The following is a 15,282-nucleotide window of genomic DNA, read 5'->3' on the forward strand; positions in this document are numbered from 1 at the left end:
CATCCCAAGAAGGAGTGCCCATGCCAATCGCCCTACTCGCGCTAACCCTCAGCGCCTTCGCCATCGGAACGACCGAGTTCGTCATCGTCGGCCTCATCCCCACGGTCGCCGCTGACCTCAACATCGGCCTTCCCTCCGCCGGCCTGCTCGTCAGCCTCTACGCCCTGGGCGTCGCCATCGGCGCGCCGGTGCTCACCGCCCTCACCGGCAAGCTCCCGCGCAAGCAGTTGCTGCTCGGGCTGATGGCGCTGTTCACGGTCGGCAACCTGCTGGCGTGGAAGGCGCCCAGCTATGAATCGCTGGTGGCCGCCCGCGTGCTCACGGGCCTGGCGCACGGCGTGTTCTTCTCCATCGGCTCGACCATCGCCACCGGCCTCGTGCCCAAGGAAAAGGCCGCGAGCGCCATCGCGGTGATGTTCACCGGCCTCACGGTGGCGCTGGTCACGGGGGTGCCGCTGGGCACGTTCATCGGGCAGCACTTCGGCTGGCGCGAGACCTTCCTGGCCGTGTCGGCGCTGGGCGTGGTGGCGTTCATCGGCAGCTGGGTGTTCGTTCCCTCCAACATCGCCCACACGCCGCCGGCCTCGCTGGCGCAACAGGCCAAAGTGCTGGCCGAGCCGCGCCTGCTGCTGGTGTATGCCAAGACGGCCATCGGCTACGGCGGCACGTTCATTCCGTTCACGTTCCTGGCGCCCATCCTCACGGACGTGTCGGGCTTCAGCGCGGGCGCCGTGGGCTGGGTGATGCTGGTGTACGGCGTGTCGGTGGCGGTGGGCAACATCTGGGGCGGCAAGCTGGCCGACCGGCTGGGCCCCGTTCCGGCGCTGAAGATCATCTTCGCGCTGCTGGCCGCGGTGCTGCTGGTCTTCAACTTCGCGGCGCCGCACAAGTGGCTGGCGCTGGTCGCGGTGCTGATGTGGGGCGCGGTGGCCTTCGGCAACGTGCCGGGCCTGCAGGTGTACGTGGTGAAGCAGGCCGAGCGCTTCACGCCGCAGGCGGTGGACGTGGCCTCGGGCCTGAACATCGCGGCCTTCAACCTGGGCATTGCCCTCGCAGCCTGGGCCGGCGGCCTGATCGTGACGCACCTGGGCCTGATGCACACACCCTGGATCGGCGCGCTGGTGGTGCTGGTGTCGCTGGGCCTCACCTACTGGAGCGGCGCGCTCGACCGCCGGGCCGGCATTCCGGTGCGGGCCTCGGGGCCGATGCCGGTCGGGCACTGAACCGCTTCTGCTTTCCCTCTTCTTTTTTCTCAACGCACAAGGACAACACATGAACACGAACAACAACCCCATTCCCGCCTTCGGCCTCGGCACCTTCCGCCTGAAGGGCCAGGTGGTCATCGACTCGGTGAAGAACGGCCTAGCCATGGGCTACCGCGTGATCGACACGGCGCAGATCTACGGCAACGAAGCCGAGGTCGGCCAGGCCATCGCCGAAAGCGGCGTGGCCCGCAACGACCTGTTCATCACCACCAAGATCTGGACCGACTACTACGCCGCCGCCAAACTGGTGCCCAGCCTGAAAGACAGCTTGTCCAAGCTGCGCACGGACCACGTCGACCTGACGCTGATCCACTGGCCCTCGCCCGGCAACGCGGTGCCGGTGGCCGAATTCATGGGCGCGCTGGCCGAGGCCAAGGCGCAGGGGCTCACGAAGCACATCGGCGTGTCGAACTTCAACATCGCGCTGATGAAGGAAGCCATTGCCGCCGTGGGTGCAGAGAACATCGCGACCAACCAGATCGAGCTGCACCCCTACCTGCAGAACCGCAAGGTGGCGGCCTTCGCAGCGAGCCAGGACATCCGCATCACCTCGTACATGACGCTGGCTTACGGCAAGGTGCTGAACGACCCGGTGGTCGAGGCCGTTGCAAAGGCGCACGGCGCCACCGCGGCGCAGGTGGTGCTGGCGTGGGCGATGCAGCTGGGCTACGCGGTAATTCCGTCGTCCACCCAGCGCGCGAACCTCGAAGGCAACCTGAAGGCGCAGCAGCTGAAGCTGACGGACGCAGACATGGCGCAGATCGCCGCGCTCGACCGCAACGAGCGCCTGACCGACCCTGCCGGCCTGTCGCCGGCCTGGGACTGAGCGCGAACAGCACGCTTGCGTACCTGATGGCGTCGCACGGCAGCGGCCCGAGCATCGGGCTCGCACTGCGGCTGAACACCGTGTTCCGCGCTGACGAGGCGCTGTCGGCCTGAGCAGAAGGTCGAAGATCGCCGCCACGTCGGCTCCAAGCCGCCGTCACGCCACGAGGCTGTGCGACCATCGCCGGCCACCCTCCTGCGGAACACCTCGATGGACATCAAGTTTTGCGGCAACGGCGCCGACGCCAACCCCTCGCAAGGCCTGTGCGACGAGTACCGGTTGAGCGCCATCGCCAGCCTTGAAGATCTGGCCGAGGCCCGCCGGCAGATCGCCGCCGACCACCCCGGCTGCACGCCGCTCTTCTCGCTCGACGACGTCGGCCAGGCGCGCTACACATCCGGGCATGCGCGCATGAACATGGCGCTGGACGACGCAACCGGCCTCGACGTTTCGGGCCTGCCCGCGGAATGCTTCGAAGACGGCCAGTACCTGGGCTACCTGAGCACCAAGGCGGAGTTCTTCATCTGCCTGCACAACTTTCGCAAACAGACGGCCGCCGTGTCGTTCGACGACGCCTGCGCGCACGGGCTCACGCTGGACGACGAAGGGCTGCAGGAGTGGATCGGCCACCAGAACGACCCGCTGTCGCTGCTCGACCAACCCCTGTCGGCGCTGGTGGTGCCGGTCGAGCAAGCGCACGAAGCGCTCGCGGCCTTTCCCAACGGCTACTTCACGTGCGACCTGAGCCCGGCGCTGAACTTCGCGGTGGCGCGGCACCTGCACAGCGCGCATGGCTACGAACTGATCGGCGTGGGTGCGTCGTACCTGGGCTACCTGCGTGCGGCCCCGCCAGACGCGGCGGCGGCCAAGGCCATTGCGGCCGACCTGTGCGCGCTCTACAACGCGGACGACGAAAACCGACAGGCATTGGCCGATGCCTTCACCCAGGCCATCGAAGGCCGAACGCACCTTTGGTTGCGTTACGTGGAGTGACGATCGCCCAGAGGCCTCACCCCGCGGCGATCTGGCTTTCCATGTCGCGGGAATTGGCTTCTGCAGCGGGTTGCGGGGACACGTTCGGCGAATCGCATGCGGCGGTCAGCGCGGCGGCGACCAGTTCCGGCGACTGGCGCAGCTCGGCAATGTCGCGCTCGCCGACGCAGTGGCCGTCCAGGCGCACGTAGATGCGTTTGAAGTCGCCGCCGAGGGCTTTCGCTACATCGCTCAGGCAATCGGCGAGGGTGGCAAAGCCGCAGTCCTGGTACGAGCTGGGCGGTATCACGCCCTTGGAGCGGGGCGCGCGCACGGAGTAGGCGTAAGACGTCCCCTCTTCCCGAAGCTCCACCACGGGCTGCAGGCGGCGTTGTACTTCCCCTGTGCTTTCCATCGCCGCAGTTTAAGTGCGGCTCGCCGATTCACCGCATGCGGTGCAGCCTGCCGGCAACAAGGTCTGTAACCAGTGCCAACAAGGGTGCGCCTCAGCGTCGACGTGCGCATCACGCGCGACGGCGTCACGCGCAAGCAGGGCGCGAACCGCAACGCCGACCGCAAGCAGCCCCGCTCAGCGCAGGTCGAACAGCGCAGCCGCGTTGCCCCAGGCAATGCGCTGCGCCACGTCGGGCGGCAGGTCGCCCAGCCACACGCGGTAGCCGCGCATGATCTCGTCGTAGGCGCTCCAGCGCTGGTTGACCCAGGTGTCGGAACCGACCAGAAAGCGCCCGGGGTACTTGAGGATGAGCGCGCGCCACGCGGGGCACAGCGTGCCGCCGTCGCAGGTGAGCCCGGGGCGGTAAGACAGCTCGCCCATCAGCAGCGGGTAGCGCTCCAGCAGCGCCTGCACGCGCTCGATGGGCGCCCCGCCGATGCCGGTGTGGGCCCAGATGAGGCGCAGGTCGCGGCCCTTCGACGGCGCGTTGGCCATCAGCAGGTCGATGGCCTCATCGTCGACATGCGCCAGCACCGCGAGCTTCTGGCGCTCGGCCAGCGCGATGAGTTTTTTCGCGACCGGGCCGTTGGCATTGGCGCTGTCGTACAGATGGAATTCGCCCAGGCCGCGGTACGGGCCGCTCGGGGTGCCGCGTGCGAGTTCGGCCTGCACCATGTCGTAGATGGTGTCGTCGCGGAACCAGTTGCCGTAGTCGTCGCGGTTGCGGTACAGGCGCACGAAGGGCACCACGGCCACGCCGGCGGCGCGTGTCTCCTTGGCCGCGGCCAGGGTCTGCGTGCCGGCATTGGGGCGAGAGTTGGCGACGATGGCCTTCACGCCGTTGCGCTGCATGCGCGACAGGGCCTCGGCGGGCGGGTAAGGGCCGGTGTTGCCGTCCCAGGCTTCCTGGTTGTAGTGCAGGTGGGTGTCGAACAGCGGGCCGGCGTAGCTGGCACTGGCGGGAGGCGTCTGCGCGAAGGCCTGCGACACCATGATCGAGGAGGCGGCCAGCAGCAAGGTGGCGAGGGTCGCAGGGGCGCGCATGGAGTCCTCTCGGGGGCGGCGGATGGTAGAACCTGAATTATTCGAGACTCTTCATGCACCCATGAGCAATACCCCGACAACCCAGACGCGCATTGCGGCCAGCTTCGACTCGCAAGGCCTCATGAAGACCCTGGGCGCCCGCCTTGCGTTCGTGGGCGAAGGCGAGGTTCACATCGAGATGCCGTTTTCTCTCGCGCTCTCGCAGCAGCAGGGGTTCGTGCACGCCGGTGCTGTCACCAGCATCGTCGACAGCGCGTGCGGCTATGCCGCGTTGACGACGGCACCGGCGGAGTTCGACGTGGTCACCGCGGAATTCAAGATCAACTTCATGCGCCCTGCCCTGGGCACCCGCTTTCTGGCCGTGGGCAAGGTGCAGAGCGCGGGCAAGCTGCTGTCGGTGTGCACGGGCGAAGTGCGTGCGTTCACCGACAGCGCAGAAAACGGCACCGCCTACAAGGTGGTCGCGATGATGCAGGCGACGGTGGTCAACGTTCGCCGCGCGGGCTGACCGCCGCGCACCAAACACAAAGGGCATGCCGCGCGATGCGGCATGCCCTTCGGTTCAGGTCGAGCGCCCGGCTCAGCCCGCGTTCTTCAGCGACTGCTTGGCCTTGTCGGCCGACGCCTTCGAGCGGTTCTTGTGATAGCCCGACTTGACGTTGTTCACGGCCTTGCCGACGGGGCCGCTCTTCTTGGCCTTGCTGTCGGCCTGCTTCTCGTCGATCTTGTGCTGGGCGGCGTCGGTCGCTTCGGAGGCGGCCTTGCCGATCTGTGCGCTGGCGGTGCCGGCTGCCAGCAGGGTGAGCGACGTGGCGATGGCGATCAGGGCTTTGTTCATTGAGCGGGTCCTCCGGTTGTTGAAATGAGGCTTGATGATTGCATCGACTTCAATGCCGCCGTGTCAGCCGTGGCCGCACGTGGCGTGGCGGACAAGCCCGACAAAAACAACAAACGGCTCAAGCCACCCGGCGCGTGGCCGCCCAGTCAGAAAGAAATGGCGGGTGGCACATGAAGGTCAGGCCTTTCCTGCGCTGTCGAGCGCGTTGATCGGTTGCAACGCAGGAGGCGCCTGCGGTGCGAAGAGCCCGGCCACCGCCGCGGCATAGCGGCGCGGGTCGAAGCACAGCATCAGCGGCAGCAGCACCACGACCACCACGGCCAGGTACGCCCATGCCAATGTGAAGCCGCCCGTGTGCTCGCGCACCCAGCCGGTGACGAAGGGCGCGAGCGCCGCGATCATGAAGCCCACGCCCTGCATGAAGCCCGCGAGCGCGCCGGCCTGCGCGGGGTCGCCCAGGTGGTCGAGCGCCAGCACCATGCACAGCGCAAAGGCGCCGCCCAGGCCGAAGCCCAGCACGATGGCGATGGCCGGCGCAGGCACGGGCGCCTCGAAGGTGAGCGCGGCAAAACCCGCGAGCTGCGCGAGCAGCGTGAGCACCAGCCACGGCCGCATGTCGCGCCCCCGGCTGCGCGCGATGGCTGGCATGGCCAGCGCGGCCACCACCTGCGCGAGCGTCATCAGCGCGAGCACCGAGCCGCCCTGCTGCGCGCTCCAGCCCTGCTGGGCATAGAAGTGCGGCAGCCATGCGACCAGGCTGGTGTAGCCGCCGTTGATGAGGCCGAAGCACACGGCCAGCAGCCACGCGCGGCGGTTGCCGAAGCAGCGCAGCCACGAGAGGTTCTGTCGCGGTGCGTCGGCGGTGAACTGCATGCGCCGCATGTTCAGCCAGTACAGCAGCGCGAAGGCTGCCAGCAGGGCCCAGATGGCCAGGCCCGCATGCCAGTCGGGCTGCGCGCCGCCGAACGCGTGCGCCACCCACGGGCTGGCCATGGCGCCGAGCCCGCCGCCGCCCATGATGGCGGCGGCGTACAGGCCCGTCATCACGCCGATGCGCGTCGGGTACGCCTGCTTGACCACGCCAGGCATCAGCGACTGCACCAGCCCGACGCCCGCGCCCGCGAGCGCCGCGCTCCACAGCAAGGCCGCCGCGCCGCCCGCCACATAACGGCTCGCGCAGGCAACGGCGATGGCGGCCAGGCCGCACGCAATGCCGGCACGCGCGCCGATGCGTTGCCCCACCGCCGCACCGACGAGCGACATGGCGCCCATCGCAAACATCGGCAGCACCGTGAGCAAGGCCACCGCATGAAAGCCGATGCCCGTCGCCTGCCGGATGGCCGCCAGCAGCGGGCTGCTCGACGTGAGAAAGGCGCGCAGGTTCAGCGCCACCAGCACGATGACGACGGCGAAGGCCATGCCGCCGTCACGGCTGCCTTTGGAGCTCACAAGGCGGCCACGTCCGCCTGCAGCACACCGTTGCGCGCCACGATGCGCCCGCCAGCCACCACCAGCCGGCGCACGGGGCGCGACACCACGGCGTGCGCGACGGTCTGCGCGTCGAGCAGCACCAGGTCGGCGCGGTTGCCGGGCACGAGCCCGTAGGCTTCGAAGCCGCAGCCGCGCGCACCGGAATGCGTGACGGTGTCCAGCGCCACGTCGATCTCGTCGTCGCGGCGCAGGTTGTAGCGCAGGCCGATGATCATGGCGCGCTCGAGCATGTCGGGGTTGCCGTACGGCGACCAGGTGTCGCGGATGCCGTCGTTGCCGCCGAGCACGGTCACGCCGGCCTGCCGGCAGGCCATGAGCGGCGGCACGCTGCGCGAAGGCGGCGCGCTGGTAACGAGCACCACGCCCAGCTTCGCCATGCGCGCGAGCAGCCCTTCGCGCTCGCGTTCGCTCACGTCGCCCAGGCAGAAGCCGTGGCTGATCGCCACCCGGCCCTGCATGCCCAGCGCCTCGGTGCGCTGCAGGATCAGGTCCAGCGAAAACGCGCCCATGGCGCCGGGCTCGTGCAGGTGAATGTCCAGCGGACGCTGGTGCTTGTGGGCAATGCCGAACAGCACGTCGAGCGACTTCACCGGGTCGCCGTCGATGGCGCAGGGGTCGAGCCCGCCGAGCACGTCGGCGCCCATGGCCAGCGATGCATCGAGCAGCTCGGCCGTGCCGGGCCGGCCCAGCAGGCCCGACTGCGGGAACGCGACGACCTGGATCTGCTGCACCTCGCGCAGCGCCTCGCGCGTGCGCAGCGTGCCTTCGAGGTGGCGCAGGCCGGCCTGCGTGTCGACATCGACGTGCGTGCGCAGCCGCGTGGTGCCCAGCGCGAGAAAGGCCTTGGCCAGCACCAGCGACTGCGCGGCGGCGTCGTGCCCGCTGGCGTGGCGGAAGGCGCGCTCGTTGTCGATCTTGTCGGTGAGGTGGGTGCCGACCTCGTTGCGGTACCAGTCCATGCCCCACAGGGTCTTGTCGAGGTGGGTGTGGCCTTCGACCAGGCCGGGCAGCAGCAAGGCGCCCTGCCCGTCTTCGACGGTGGCGCCGGCGGGCGCGGCCAGCCTCGCGCCCAGTTCGGCGATGCGGCCGTCGTGCACGCGCACGTCGGTGGCGCCACCGCCCATGGGGCGCACGTTGCGGATCAGGAGCGAGGACATGGGTCGGGTTCTTTCAAGTGCATGAGGCGGCGGATCAGCCCGGTGAATCAGGCCGGTTGGGCGGACACGGTCCGCGGCACGCTGCGCGCCGTGAACAGCGCGACGATCGCGAACACCAGCGCATTCGTCGCCAGCGCCACCAGCCCGGTGTTGAGCGACTTGAAGACCACCGGCGCGGCAGGAAACAGCGTACCCAGGTTCGAGCCCGTCGTCATCATGAAGCCCAGCACCGCACCGCCCGTCAGAATGCCCGCGAAGGCCGCGTGCTTGTTGCCGAAGGGCTTCTTCATGAGGCTGAACAGCAGCGAAGGCAGCAGCTGCGTGAGCAGGCTGGACGCGAAGATGGCCACGGCCACGATGGTGGTGCCACCGCGCAGCACGAAGTACACCGCCACCAGCGCGAACACCGGCAGCACGCCGCGTGCCACGCGCGACACCTGCTTGTCGGTGGCGTGGTGGGCGAAGCCTTCCTTGTAGACGTTCTTGCCGATCACGGTCGATGCGGTCAGCAAGATCATCGAGCCCGGCACCAGCGCCGTGAGCACGCCCGTGCCGCCGATGACGCCGACGAACCACGGGTCGAAGGTGTGCTTCACCAGGCCGAACAGGGCCAGGTCGACCTCGGAGCCCTTCAGGCCCGGCACCTGCAGGATGGCCGCGAAGCCCACCAGGAACAGGAAGGCGATGACCACCTGGTACAGCGGCATCAGGATCGTGTTGCGGCGCACCGCGCTCGCGCTCTTGGCCGCGTACACCGACGTGAGGTTGAACGGGTACAGGTAGTAGCCCAGCGCCGTGAGCAGCACGGTCGAGTTGTACCAGGTGAGGTTCAGGCCCTCCTTGGGGAACTCGAAGAAGCTCGGGTTGGCGGCATGGATGGCCGTGAACATGGGCGTGACGCCGCCGTAGTAGTGCCACGGCAGGTAGATGCCAAGGAACACCGCGAGCGCGAGGATGAGCACGTCTTTCACGATGGCGATGCTGGCCGAGCCGTGGATGCCCGAGAACAGGATGTAGCTCACCATGACCACGGTGCCGATCCAGATGGCCACCTGCGGCGCGATGGTGCCGTACGACGCCTCCGACACGATGATGCCCAGGCCGCGCAGCTGGATGGTCAGCAGCGCCACCATGCCCATGAGCGCCACGACCGACACCAGCACGCCGAGCGGGCGGCTGTCGTACTTGTGCGCGAAGAAGTCCGAGAACGACACCAGCTTGTGCGTGGTGGCGTAGCGCCACACGGCCGGCAGCATCCAGAAGGCCATGAGGTAGGCCAGACCGCCGTAGGCCAGGATGTAGAAGGCCGGCGTGCCCTTGCTGTAAGACCAGCCGCTGGCGCCCAGGAAGGTGAAGGTGGAGAACGACTCGCCCGCCATCAACAGGAACACCATGATGGTGCCCAGCCCGCGCCCGCCGAGCGCCCACTGCTCCAGGCTCATGGTGCGGCCGCGCCGCGCGAGCACCGCGAGGCCCAGCGCGCCGATGACGAACAGCGTTATCACGCCGAGTGCGGCGTTCATCGGGCGTCTCCTGCAGCGTGCACGGCTGCGTCTCGTGCTGCGGCTTCCGGCGCATCGATGTCACCCTCGGCGCGGTCGATGACCACCATGATCAACGAGGTCAGCACCAGCCAGCACACGTTCCACACCATCAGGAAGGGCATGCCCAGCACGAAGGTGGGCGCGACGGACGAGAGCCACCCGCCGCTGAAAAAGGCGACGACGGGCAGCGCGGCCAGCCATTTGACGGATTTCATCGGGGAGCCTCGATTCCAGGTTTGGTTGAGAGTTGAATTCATTTTTGGTTGACCATATATATTTATTTTGGTTAACCAAACGGAGCGAATGGTACGGAGCGGGGCGGCCCGAGTCAATCCGGGGGATTTCCCGGAGGCAGCGGTGTGCAACGGGGCGCGGGCAATAATCGCCACGCCCATGCCTTCCACCGCACGCAAATCACCCGCCCCCACCGAACCGCCGCAGCCGTCGGACACCGACGACGCGAACGTGGACGAGCGCGTCTACGCCGCCGTCTCCAAGGCCCTGCTGAGCGGCAAACTGCGCCCCGGCACGCCGCTGCGCGAGCGCGCGCTGGCCGAGGCGCTGGGCTGCACGCGCGGCGCGGTGCGCAAGGCGCTGGCGCGGCTGGGGTCCGAAAAGCGGCTGGTGCTGGAGCACAACCGCGGCGCCTTCGTGCCCAACCCGTCGATCGCCGACATGCGCGGCATCTACCGCGCGCGGCGCATCGTGGAGGCCGGGCTCGTCACCACGCTGTTCGGGCAGCTCGCGCGCGAGCAGGTGGCCGCGCTGCGCAAGCACGTGCAGGCGGAGCAGAAGGCGTTCAAGGAAGGGCGGCGCGAAGACGCCATTCGCCTGGCGGGCGACTTCCACCTGCTGCTGGCGCAGATGGCGGGCAGCGACGAGCTGCTGTCTTACATCCGGCGGCTGATTTCGAACACCGAGCTGTACAAGGCGCTGTACGACTCGGCCGAGGCCGCGAGCTGCGCGCCGCGCGAGCATGAACAGATCATCGAGGCGCTCACCGGCAAGTCGCTGGACAAGGCCCTTGCGATGGCGCTGGAGCACCTCGACGAACTGGAGCAGCGCGTGATCGCCGGCGCGGCGGCCGAGCAGGAGGTGGACCTGGCCGCGCTGCTGAACGGCAGTGCGCCCGCACGCAGCCACGGGCACGAGCACAGCCACTGAGGCGTTCACGTTTCGCTCTGCGGCGAAGTGTCGGTGGGCCGGTCTCGCGAAGATCGGCGCACCATGCACACCACCCCTCTCGCCGCCTCAGGCAAATCCCACGCCCCCGCCTTCGAATGGGCGCTGCTCGCGGTGCTCGCGACCTGCTGGGGCGCTTCGTACACCTTCATCAAGATCGGCGTGGCGACGATTCCGCCGGTCACGCTGATCGCGGCACGCACCCTGGTCGCCGGCCTGCTGCTGCTCGCCGTGCTGCGCATGCGCGGCGTGGCGCTGCCGACCGACGCCGCGACGCGGCGGCGCTTCGTGCTGCAGGCCTGCCTGAACAGCGTGCTGCCGTTCACGCTCATTGCGTGGGCCGAACGCAGCGTGGACGCAGGGCTGGCGACCGTCCTCAACTCGACCTCGCCGATCTTCATCTTCCTGCTGGGGCTGGGCGTCGGCGGTGCCGAGAAGCCCACCCTGCGCCGGCTGTTCGGCGTGGGCGCGGGGCTGGCGGGCATCTGCCTGATCGTGGGCTTCCAGGCGTTGCACGGCCTCAAGCATTCGCTGCTCGCGCAACTCGCGCTGGTGGCGGCCGCCGTCTGCTACGGCTGCGCCGCGATGTTCGGCCGCGTGTTCAAGGGGCAGGACCCGATGGTGCCGGCGGCCGGCTCGCTGCTGAGCGGGGCGGCGATGCTGTTGCCCGCGAGCCTGGTGATCGACAGGCCCTGGACGCTGTCTCCATCGGCCGCTTCGACGATGGCGGTGCTGGCGCTGGCGGTGCTGTCGACGGCGCTGGCCTTCACGATCTATTTCCGGCTCATCAAGACGCTGGGGCCGATGTCCACCGCTGCGCAAGCCTACTTGCGCGTGCCCATCGGCGTGACGATCGGCGTGGTGTTTCTCGGCGAGACGCTGGCGGCCACGGCGTGGGTCGGGCTGGCGTGCGTGGTGGCGGGCGTCGTCGCCATGACGATGCCCGAGGCGAAACTTTTGCGCCGAAGCCTTCAATTTTTACGCGGCTTTTAGACGCTCGCTCCTACGCTGCCGGCTTCTCCATCCGTAAGCGAATTCTTTCGATGAAACACCTCCTTCGCATCGCCCTGCCGGTGCTCGTTCTCCCCACCCTCGCCGCCCTGCCGATGCTTGCGAGCGCGCAGCTCGTCGGCAACGTGGCGCTCACCACCAACTACAAGTTCCGTGGCCAGGACCAGGACATGCTGGGCAAGAACGACTACGCGAAGACAAGCGGCTTCAAGCCCGCCATCCAGGGCGGGTTCGACTACGCCTTCGGTGACAGCGGCTTCTACGTGGGCAACTGGAACTCGAGCGTCAACTGGCTCAAGGGCAACAGCCTGGAGAGCGACATCTACGGCGGCTACAAGTTCAAGGCAGGCCCGTTCGACATGGACGTGGGCGCGCTCTCATACATCTACCCTGGCAACTCGTCGGGCAACACGACGGAGCTGTACGGCAGCGCGGGCTACACCGACGAGGCCATCGGTTCGTTCACGCTGAAGTACTCGCATACGGTGTCGAAGGACTACTTCGGCTACGCGGGCAACAAGGCCGGCTCGGGCCTGAAGGGCACCAACACCGGCTACCTGAACCTGGCCTACAGCAAGGAAATCGTGCCCAAGGTCACGCTGAAGGCAGCGGTCGGCTACACCAACATGTCCAGCGACATCCGCAGCCTGGGCTACAAGAGCTATGTCGACTACAACGTGGGCGCGTCGTACGACTTCGGCAACGGCCTGTCGTTGGCCGGGTCGGTGCAGGGCGCGAACGAGCAGAACGCTTACCTTGCAGTGAGCAACCCCGGTGTGGACCTGGGGTTCGGCGCTTTCGGGCGGCAGACCTACTCGCCCAACAAGGCGCGATTCATCCTTACGTTGACGAAGACGCTGTAGCTCTTTGCTCAGAGCCGTTGTTGATCAGGGCGCACCAGCAGCGTGCCCGAGTGAACAGGGCGTCGGGTGCTCCCCGCAGCGAAATAAAGGAGGAGCGAAGCGGGGGACATTCGCGGAGGGGAGCACCCGGCGGCCTGTGCACCCGCCCTGAATGCACCCGCCCCGAATCCACCCGGCACGGCGAATCGATCGACGCCGATAATCGCCCCATGGTCCGCCCCACCCAACAACTCCACCCCTATCGCGAGCCCGCGACGGTGCGCGCAGCCGCCACCGTGCTGCTGCTGCGCGACACCGACGCCGGCTTCGAAGTGCTCATGACGCGACGCTCGGCCACCGCCAGCTTCGCACCGGGCGCCTATGTATTTCCAGGTGGCCACATCGACGCGGCCGACGAAGCCGCCAAGCGCATCGCCACCCGCCGCCCCACGCAAAGCCGCGTGCAGCGCACGCAGGCCATCGCGGCCATTCGCGAGGCCTTCGAAGAGCTGGGCGTGCTGCTCGCGCACCATGCCGACGGCCGCCCCGTGAGCGCCGACGACATCGCCGCGATGGACCGCAACGACACCGCAGGCACCGCCTTCGCCGACCAGTGCGCCGCACGCGGCCTGGTACTCGATTCGGACCGGGTGTTCACCTTCGCGCACTGGATCACCGACCGCGACCTGCCCCGGCGCTTCGACGTGCCCTTCCTGGTCGCGCGCATGCCCGAAGGCCAGGTGCCCGTCGCCGACGAGAGCGAACAGTTCGAGCCCTGCTGGGTGCGCCCGGCCGACGCGCTCGCGCGCCATGCGGCAGGCACCTTCTTCATGATCTTCCCCACCGTGCGCACGCTGCAGCGCATGGCCGCGTACACCACGGTCGACTCGGTGCTCGCGGCCTGCGCGCCCGGCGGCGCCGGCGAGGCGCCGCTGTGGACCAGCTGCCCGCGCGGCGGCTTGCTGAAAGGCGAGGACGTGCGCTACATGGAGCACGAGCAGCCCTTCGGCGAGCTCGCGCTGGTGTGCCCCGACGGCCAGATGCTGCACACGCTCGACTGGCAGAGCGAGCAGCCGGTGCCGCTGCTGAAGAACGTGATGCGCCTCACCGCGCCCAACCCGAGCGCCATGACAGGCCCGGGCACCAACACCTACATCGTGGGCGATGCGGCCACCGGCTACATCGTGATCGACCCGGGCCCGAACGACTTCGACCACATCGGCCGGCTGTGGCGCGCCACGCACGGCGACGTGCGCATGATCGTGTGCACGCACTCGCATGCCGACCACTCGCCGGGCGCGGCGCCGCTGCAGGCACTGTGCAAGGACACGAAGCCGCCTGTGCTGGGCCTGTCGTCCGCGCCGACCGCGCGCTCGTCCGCGCGCTTCGTCGCCGAGCGCGAGCTGCAGGACGGCGAGCGGCTGGTGCTCTCCGGCGCCACGCCCGGGGGCGACGCCCTCACGCACACCCTGCGCGTGATCCACACGCCCGGCCATGCGGCCAACCACCTGTGCCTGGTGCTCGAGGAAGACGGCCTGCTGTTCTCCGGCGACCACATCCTGAACGGCAGCACCACGGTGGTCGACCCGCCCGACGGCGACATGACGGCCTACCTCGATTCGCTGGACACGCTCGACGCGGCCTGCGAGGCGGGGCAGCTCGAATTCATCCTGCCCGCGCACGGCTACGTGATCGGCTTTGCGCGCACCGCCATCGGCATGCTGAAGGCGCACCGCCTGAAGCGCGAGGCCAAGGTTGCCGCGGCCATGCGCAAGCTGCCCGACGGCACGCCCGAACAATGGCTGCCCATCGCCTACGACGATGTGCCCGAGCGCATGTGGCCGGTGGCCGCCCGCTCGCTGGCTGCGCATGTGGCGCGCATCCGGCAACTGACTGCAATGTGATGAACAAGAACGACAACAAGCACTCCCCCCGCAACGACGGCGCCGACGAAGGCATTCGCCTGGCCAAGCGCGTGGCCGCGCTGGCCGGCGTGTCGCGCCGCGAAGCCGAACTGCTGATCGAGAATGGCGCGGTGCGCGTGGACGGCGTGCAGCAGATGCTGCCGCAGTCGCGCGTGCTGACGCACCAGCAGGTCGAGATTGCCGCCGGTGCCAGGCCCGAGCCCATCGTGCCCGTCACGTTGCTGCTGCACAAGCCCGCGGGCATGCCGACCGACAACGCACACCGCCTGCTGGTGGCCGCGAACCACCACGAGCCCGAACGCGCCGGCCAGCGATTTCTGGCGGTGCACACCAAGGGGCAGCGCTGCATGACGCCGCTGGAGACCGGCGCCAGCGGCCTGGTCGCGTACACGCAGGAGTTCCGCATCGAACGCAAGCTGCAGGAGGACGCAGGCGTGCTCGAACACGAGGTGATGGTGGACGTGGCCGGCCAGGTGAGCCCCGAGACACTGGCGCGGCTGGAGCGCTCACCCGCCCGCGTGAGCATCGGCCGCCAGAGCGACGAACAGACCGGCCTGCGCTTTGCGCTGAAAGGCGCGCAGCCGGGGCAGATTGCGCACATCTGCGACAACGTGGAGCTGCGCATTCTGGCGATGCGGCGCATCCGCATCGGCCGCGTGCCGCTGGCGGGCCTGCAGCCCGGCCAGTGGCGCTACCTGGCACCCGACGAACGCTTCTGAAGACGCCGGGGC

General features: G+C 68.6%; 16 protein-coding genes. 9 read left to right on the plus strand and 7 right to left on the minus strand.

The window, feature by feature from the left end; translation table 11 throughout:
• The first annotated feature begins 20 nt into the window (after positions 1-20).
• The 3 genes from ACSFA5_RS16610 (at position 21) to ACSFA5_RS16620 (ending at position 3,084) form a co-directional block, all read left to right on the plus strand.
• A complete protein-coding gene (locus tag ACSFA5_RS16610; RefSeq protein WP_435445138.1) occupies positions 21-1,223 on the plus strand; it encodes an MFS transporter in 1,203 nt (400 codons plus the stop codon).
• Positions 1,224-1,272: 49 nt separating this feature from the next.
• Positions 1,273-2,091, plus strand: a complete 819-nt coding sequence (gene dkgB, locus ACSFA5_RS16615; protein ID WP_435445139.1) for a 2,5-didehydrogluconate reductase DkgB — start codon at positions 1,273-1,275, stop codon at positions 2,089-2,091.
• Positions 2,092-2,301: 210 nt separating this feature from the next.
• Positions 2,302-3,084, plus strand: a complete 783-nt coding sequence (locus ACSFA5_RS16620; protein ID WP_435445140.1) for a hypothetical protein — start codon at positions 2,302-2,304, stop codon at positions 3,082-3,084.
• Positions 3,085-3,100: 16 nt separating this feature from the next.
• Here the strand turns inward: ACSFA5_RS16620 and ACSFA5_RS16625 are convergent, their stop codons facing one another.
• Positions 3,101-3,478 (minus strand): hypothetical protein, encoded by a 378-nt coding sequence (locus tag ACSFA5_RS16625; protein ID WP_435445141.1) that lies wholly within the window; start codon positions 3,476-3,478, stop codon positions 3,101-3,103.
• Between the two features lie 174 nt (positions 3,479-3,652).
• On the minus strand, positions 3,653-4,510 hold the full coding sequence (locus ACSFA5_RS16630; RefSeq protein ID WP_435445359.1) for an amidohydrolase family protein: 858 nt from the start codon (positions 4,508-4,510) through the stop codon (positions 3,653-3,655).
• A gap of 112 nt (positions 4,511-4,622) precedes the next feature.
• On the opposite strand from ACSFA5_RS16630, the gene ACSFA5_RS16635 reads away from it, so the two are divergent.
• Entirely contained in the window at positions 4,623-5,069 is a 447-nt protein-coding gene (locus tag ACSFA5_RS16635; protein WP_435445142.1) for a PaaI family thioesterase, read from the plus strand.
• Between the two features lie 72 nt (positions 5,070-5,141).
• On the opposite strand, the gene ACSFA5_RS16640 is transcribed toward ACSFA5_RS16635, so the two are convergent.
• From ACSFA5_RS16640 to ACSFA5_RS16660, 5 genes are all read right to left on the minus strand, one after another.
• On the minus strand, positions 5,142-5,399 hold the full coding sequence (locus ACSFA5_RS16640) for a hypothetical protein (protein ID WP_116910600.1): 258 nt from the start codon (positions 5,397-5,399) through the stop codon (positions 5,142-5,144).
• A gap of 177 nt (positions 5,400-5,576) precedes the next feature.
• On the minus strand, positions 5,577-6,848 hold the full coding sequence (locus ACSFA5_RS16645; protein WP_435445143.1) for a cyanate transporter: 1,272 nt from the start codon (positions 6,846-6,848) through the stop codon (positions 5,577-5,579).
• Positions 6,845-8,047, minus strand: a complete 1,203-nt coding sequence (locus tag ACSFA5_RS16650; RefSeq protein WP_435445144.1) for an amidohydrolase family protein — start codon at positions 8,045-8,047, stop codon at positions 6,845-6,847. The genes ACSFA5_RS16645 and ACSFA5_RS16650 overlap by 4 nt, the downstream gene beginning before the upstream one ends.
• A 47-nt stretch (positions 8,048-8,094) precedes the next feature.
• Positions 8,095-9,570 carry a sodium:solute symporter family protein gene (locus tag ACSFA5_RS16655; RefSeq protein ID WP_435445145.1) on the minus strand — a complete coding sequence of 492 codons (1,476 nt, stop codon included), beginning with the start codon at positions 9,568-9,570 and terminating at the stop codon, positions 8,095-8,097.
• Positions 9,567-9,806, minus strand: a complete 240-nt coding sequence (locus ACSFA5_RS16660; RefSeq protein ID WP_435445146.1) for a DUF3311 domain-containing protein — start codon at positions 9,804-9,806, stop codon at positions 9,567-9,569. Before ACSFA5_RS16660 ends, ACSFA5_RS16655 begins: the two co-directional genes overlap by 4 nt.
• A 178-nt stretch (positions 9,807-9,984) precedes the next feature.
• On the opposite strand from ACSFA5_RS16660, the gene ACSFA5_RS16665 reads away from it, so the two are divergent.
• The 5 genes from ACSFA5_RS16665 (at position 9,985) to ACSFA5_RS16685 (ending at position 15,270) form a co-directional block, all read left to right on the plus strand.
• Positions 9,985-10,755, plus strand: a complete 771-nt coding sequence (locus ACSFA5_RS16665; protein ID WP_435445147.1) for a GntR family transcriptional regulator — start codon at positions 9,985-9,987, stop codon at positions 10,753-10,755.
• A 63-nt stretch (positions 10,756-10,818) separates the two neighbouring features.
• Positions 10,819-11,766, plus strand: coding sequence for a DMT family transporter (locus tag ACSFA5_RS16670; protein ID WP_435445148.1), 948 nt, complete (start codon positions 10,819-10,821; stop codon positions 11,764-11,766).
• 50 nt (positions 11,767-11,816) lie between these two features.
• The gene (locus tag ACSFA5_RS16675; RefSeq protein WP_435445149.1) at positions 11,817-12,647 is read left to right on the plus strand and encodes a TorF family putative porin; all 831 of its coding nucleotides are present in this window, start codon (positions 11,817-11,819) and stop codon (positions 12,645-12,647) included.
• A gap of 209 nt (positions 12,648-12,856) precedes the next feature.
• Positions 12,857-14,530, plus strand: coding sequence for an MBL fold metallo-hydrolase (locus ACSFA5_RS16680; RefSeq protein WP_435445150.1), 1,674 nt, complete (start codon positions 12,857-12,859; stop codon positions 14,528-14,530).
• Positions 14,530-15,270, plus strand: coding sequence for an RNA pseudouridine synthase (locus tag ACSFA5_RS16685; RefSeq protein ID WP_435445151.1), 741 nt, complete (start codon positions 14,530-14,532; stop codon positions 15,268-15,270). Before ACSFA5_RS16680 ends, ACSFA5_RS16685 begins: the two co-directional genes overlap by 1 nt.
• Positions 15,271-15,282: the final 12 nt, after the last annotated feature.

The organism is Variovorax monticola (genome assembly GCF_051216855.1).
Taxonomy (GTDB): Bacteria; Pseudomonadota; Gammaproteobacteria; order Burkholderiales; family Burkholderiaceae_C; genus Variovorax.

Bases quoted from the DNA above. Each gene is read 5' to 3' on its own strand.
- ACSFA5_RS16675 (WP_435445149.1), top strand. From the start codon at position 11,817: ATGAAACACCTCCTTCGCATCGCCCTGCCGGTGCTCGTTCTCCCCACC.
- ACSFA5_RS16670 (WP_435445148.1), top strand. From the start codon at position 10,819: ATGCACACCACCCCTCTCGCCGCCTCAGGCAAATCCCACGCCCCCGCC.
- ACSFA5_RS16635 (WP_435445142.1), top strand. From the start codon at position 4,623: ATGAGCAATACCCCGACAACCCAGACGCGCATTGCGGCCAGCTTCGAC.
- dkgB (WP_435445139.1), top strand. From the start codon at position 1,273: ATGAACACGAACAACAACCCCATTCCCGCCTTCGGCCTCGGCACCTTC.
- ACSFA5_RS16655 (WP_435445145.1), bottom strand. From the start codon at position 9,570: ATGAACGCCGCACTCGGCGTGATAACGCTGTTCGTCATCGGCGCGCTG.
- ACSFA5_RS16630 (WP_435445359.1), bottom strand. From the start codon at position 4,510: ATGGTGTCGCAGGCCTTCGCGCAGACGCCTCCCGCCAGTGCCAGCTAC.
- ACSFA5_RS16620 (WP_435445140.1), top strand. From the start codon at position 2,302: ATGGACATCAAGTTTTGCGGCAACGGCGCCGACGCCAACCCCTCGCAA.
- ACSFA5_RS16625 (WP_435445141.1), bottom strand. From the start codon at position 3,478: ATGGAAAGCACAGGGGAAGTACAACGCCGCCTGCAGCCCGTGGTGGAG.
- ACSFA5_RS16640 (WP_116910600.1), bottom strand. From the start codon at position 5,399: ATGAACAAAGCCCTGATCGCCATCGCCACGTCGCTCACCCTGCTGGCA.
- ACSFA5_RS16685 (WP_435445151.1), top strand. From the start codon at position 14,530: ATGAACAAGAACGACAACAAGCACTCCCCCCGCAACGACGGCGCCGAC.
- ACSFA5_RS16660 (WP_435445146.1), bottom strand. From the start codon at position 9,806: ATGAAATCCGTCAAATGGCTGGCCGCGCTGCCCGTCGTCGCCTTTTTC.
- ACSFA5_RS16665 (WP_435445147.1), top strand. From the start codon at position 9,985: ATGCCTTCCACCGCACGCAAATCACCCGCCCCCACCGAACCGCCGCAG.
- ACSFA5_RS16650 (WP_435445144.1), bottom strand. From the start codon at position 8,047: ATGTCCTCGCTCCTGATCCGCAACGTGCGCCCCATGGGCGGTGGCGCC.
- ACSFA5_RS16610 (WP_435445138.1), top strand. From the start codon at position 21: ATGCCAATCGCCCTACTCGCGCTAACCCTCAGCGCCTTCGCCATCGGA.
- ACSFA5_RS16680 (WP_435445150.1), top strand. From the start codon at position 12,857: ATGGTCCGCCCCACCCAACAACTCCACCCCTATCGCGAGCCCGCGACG.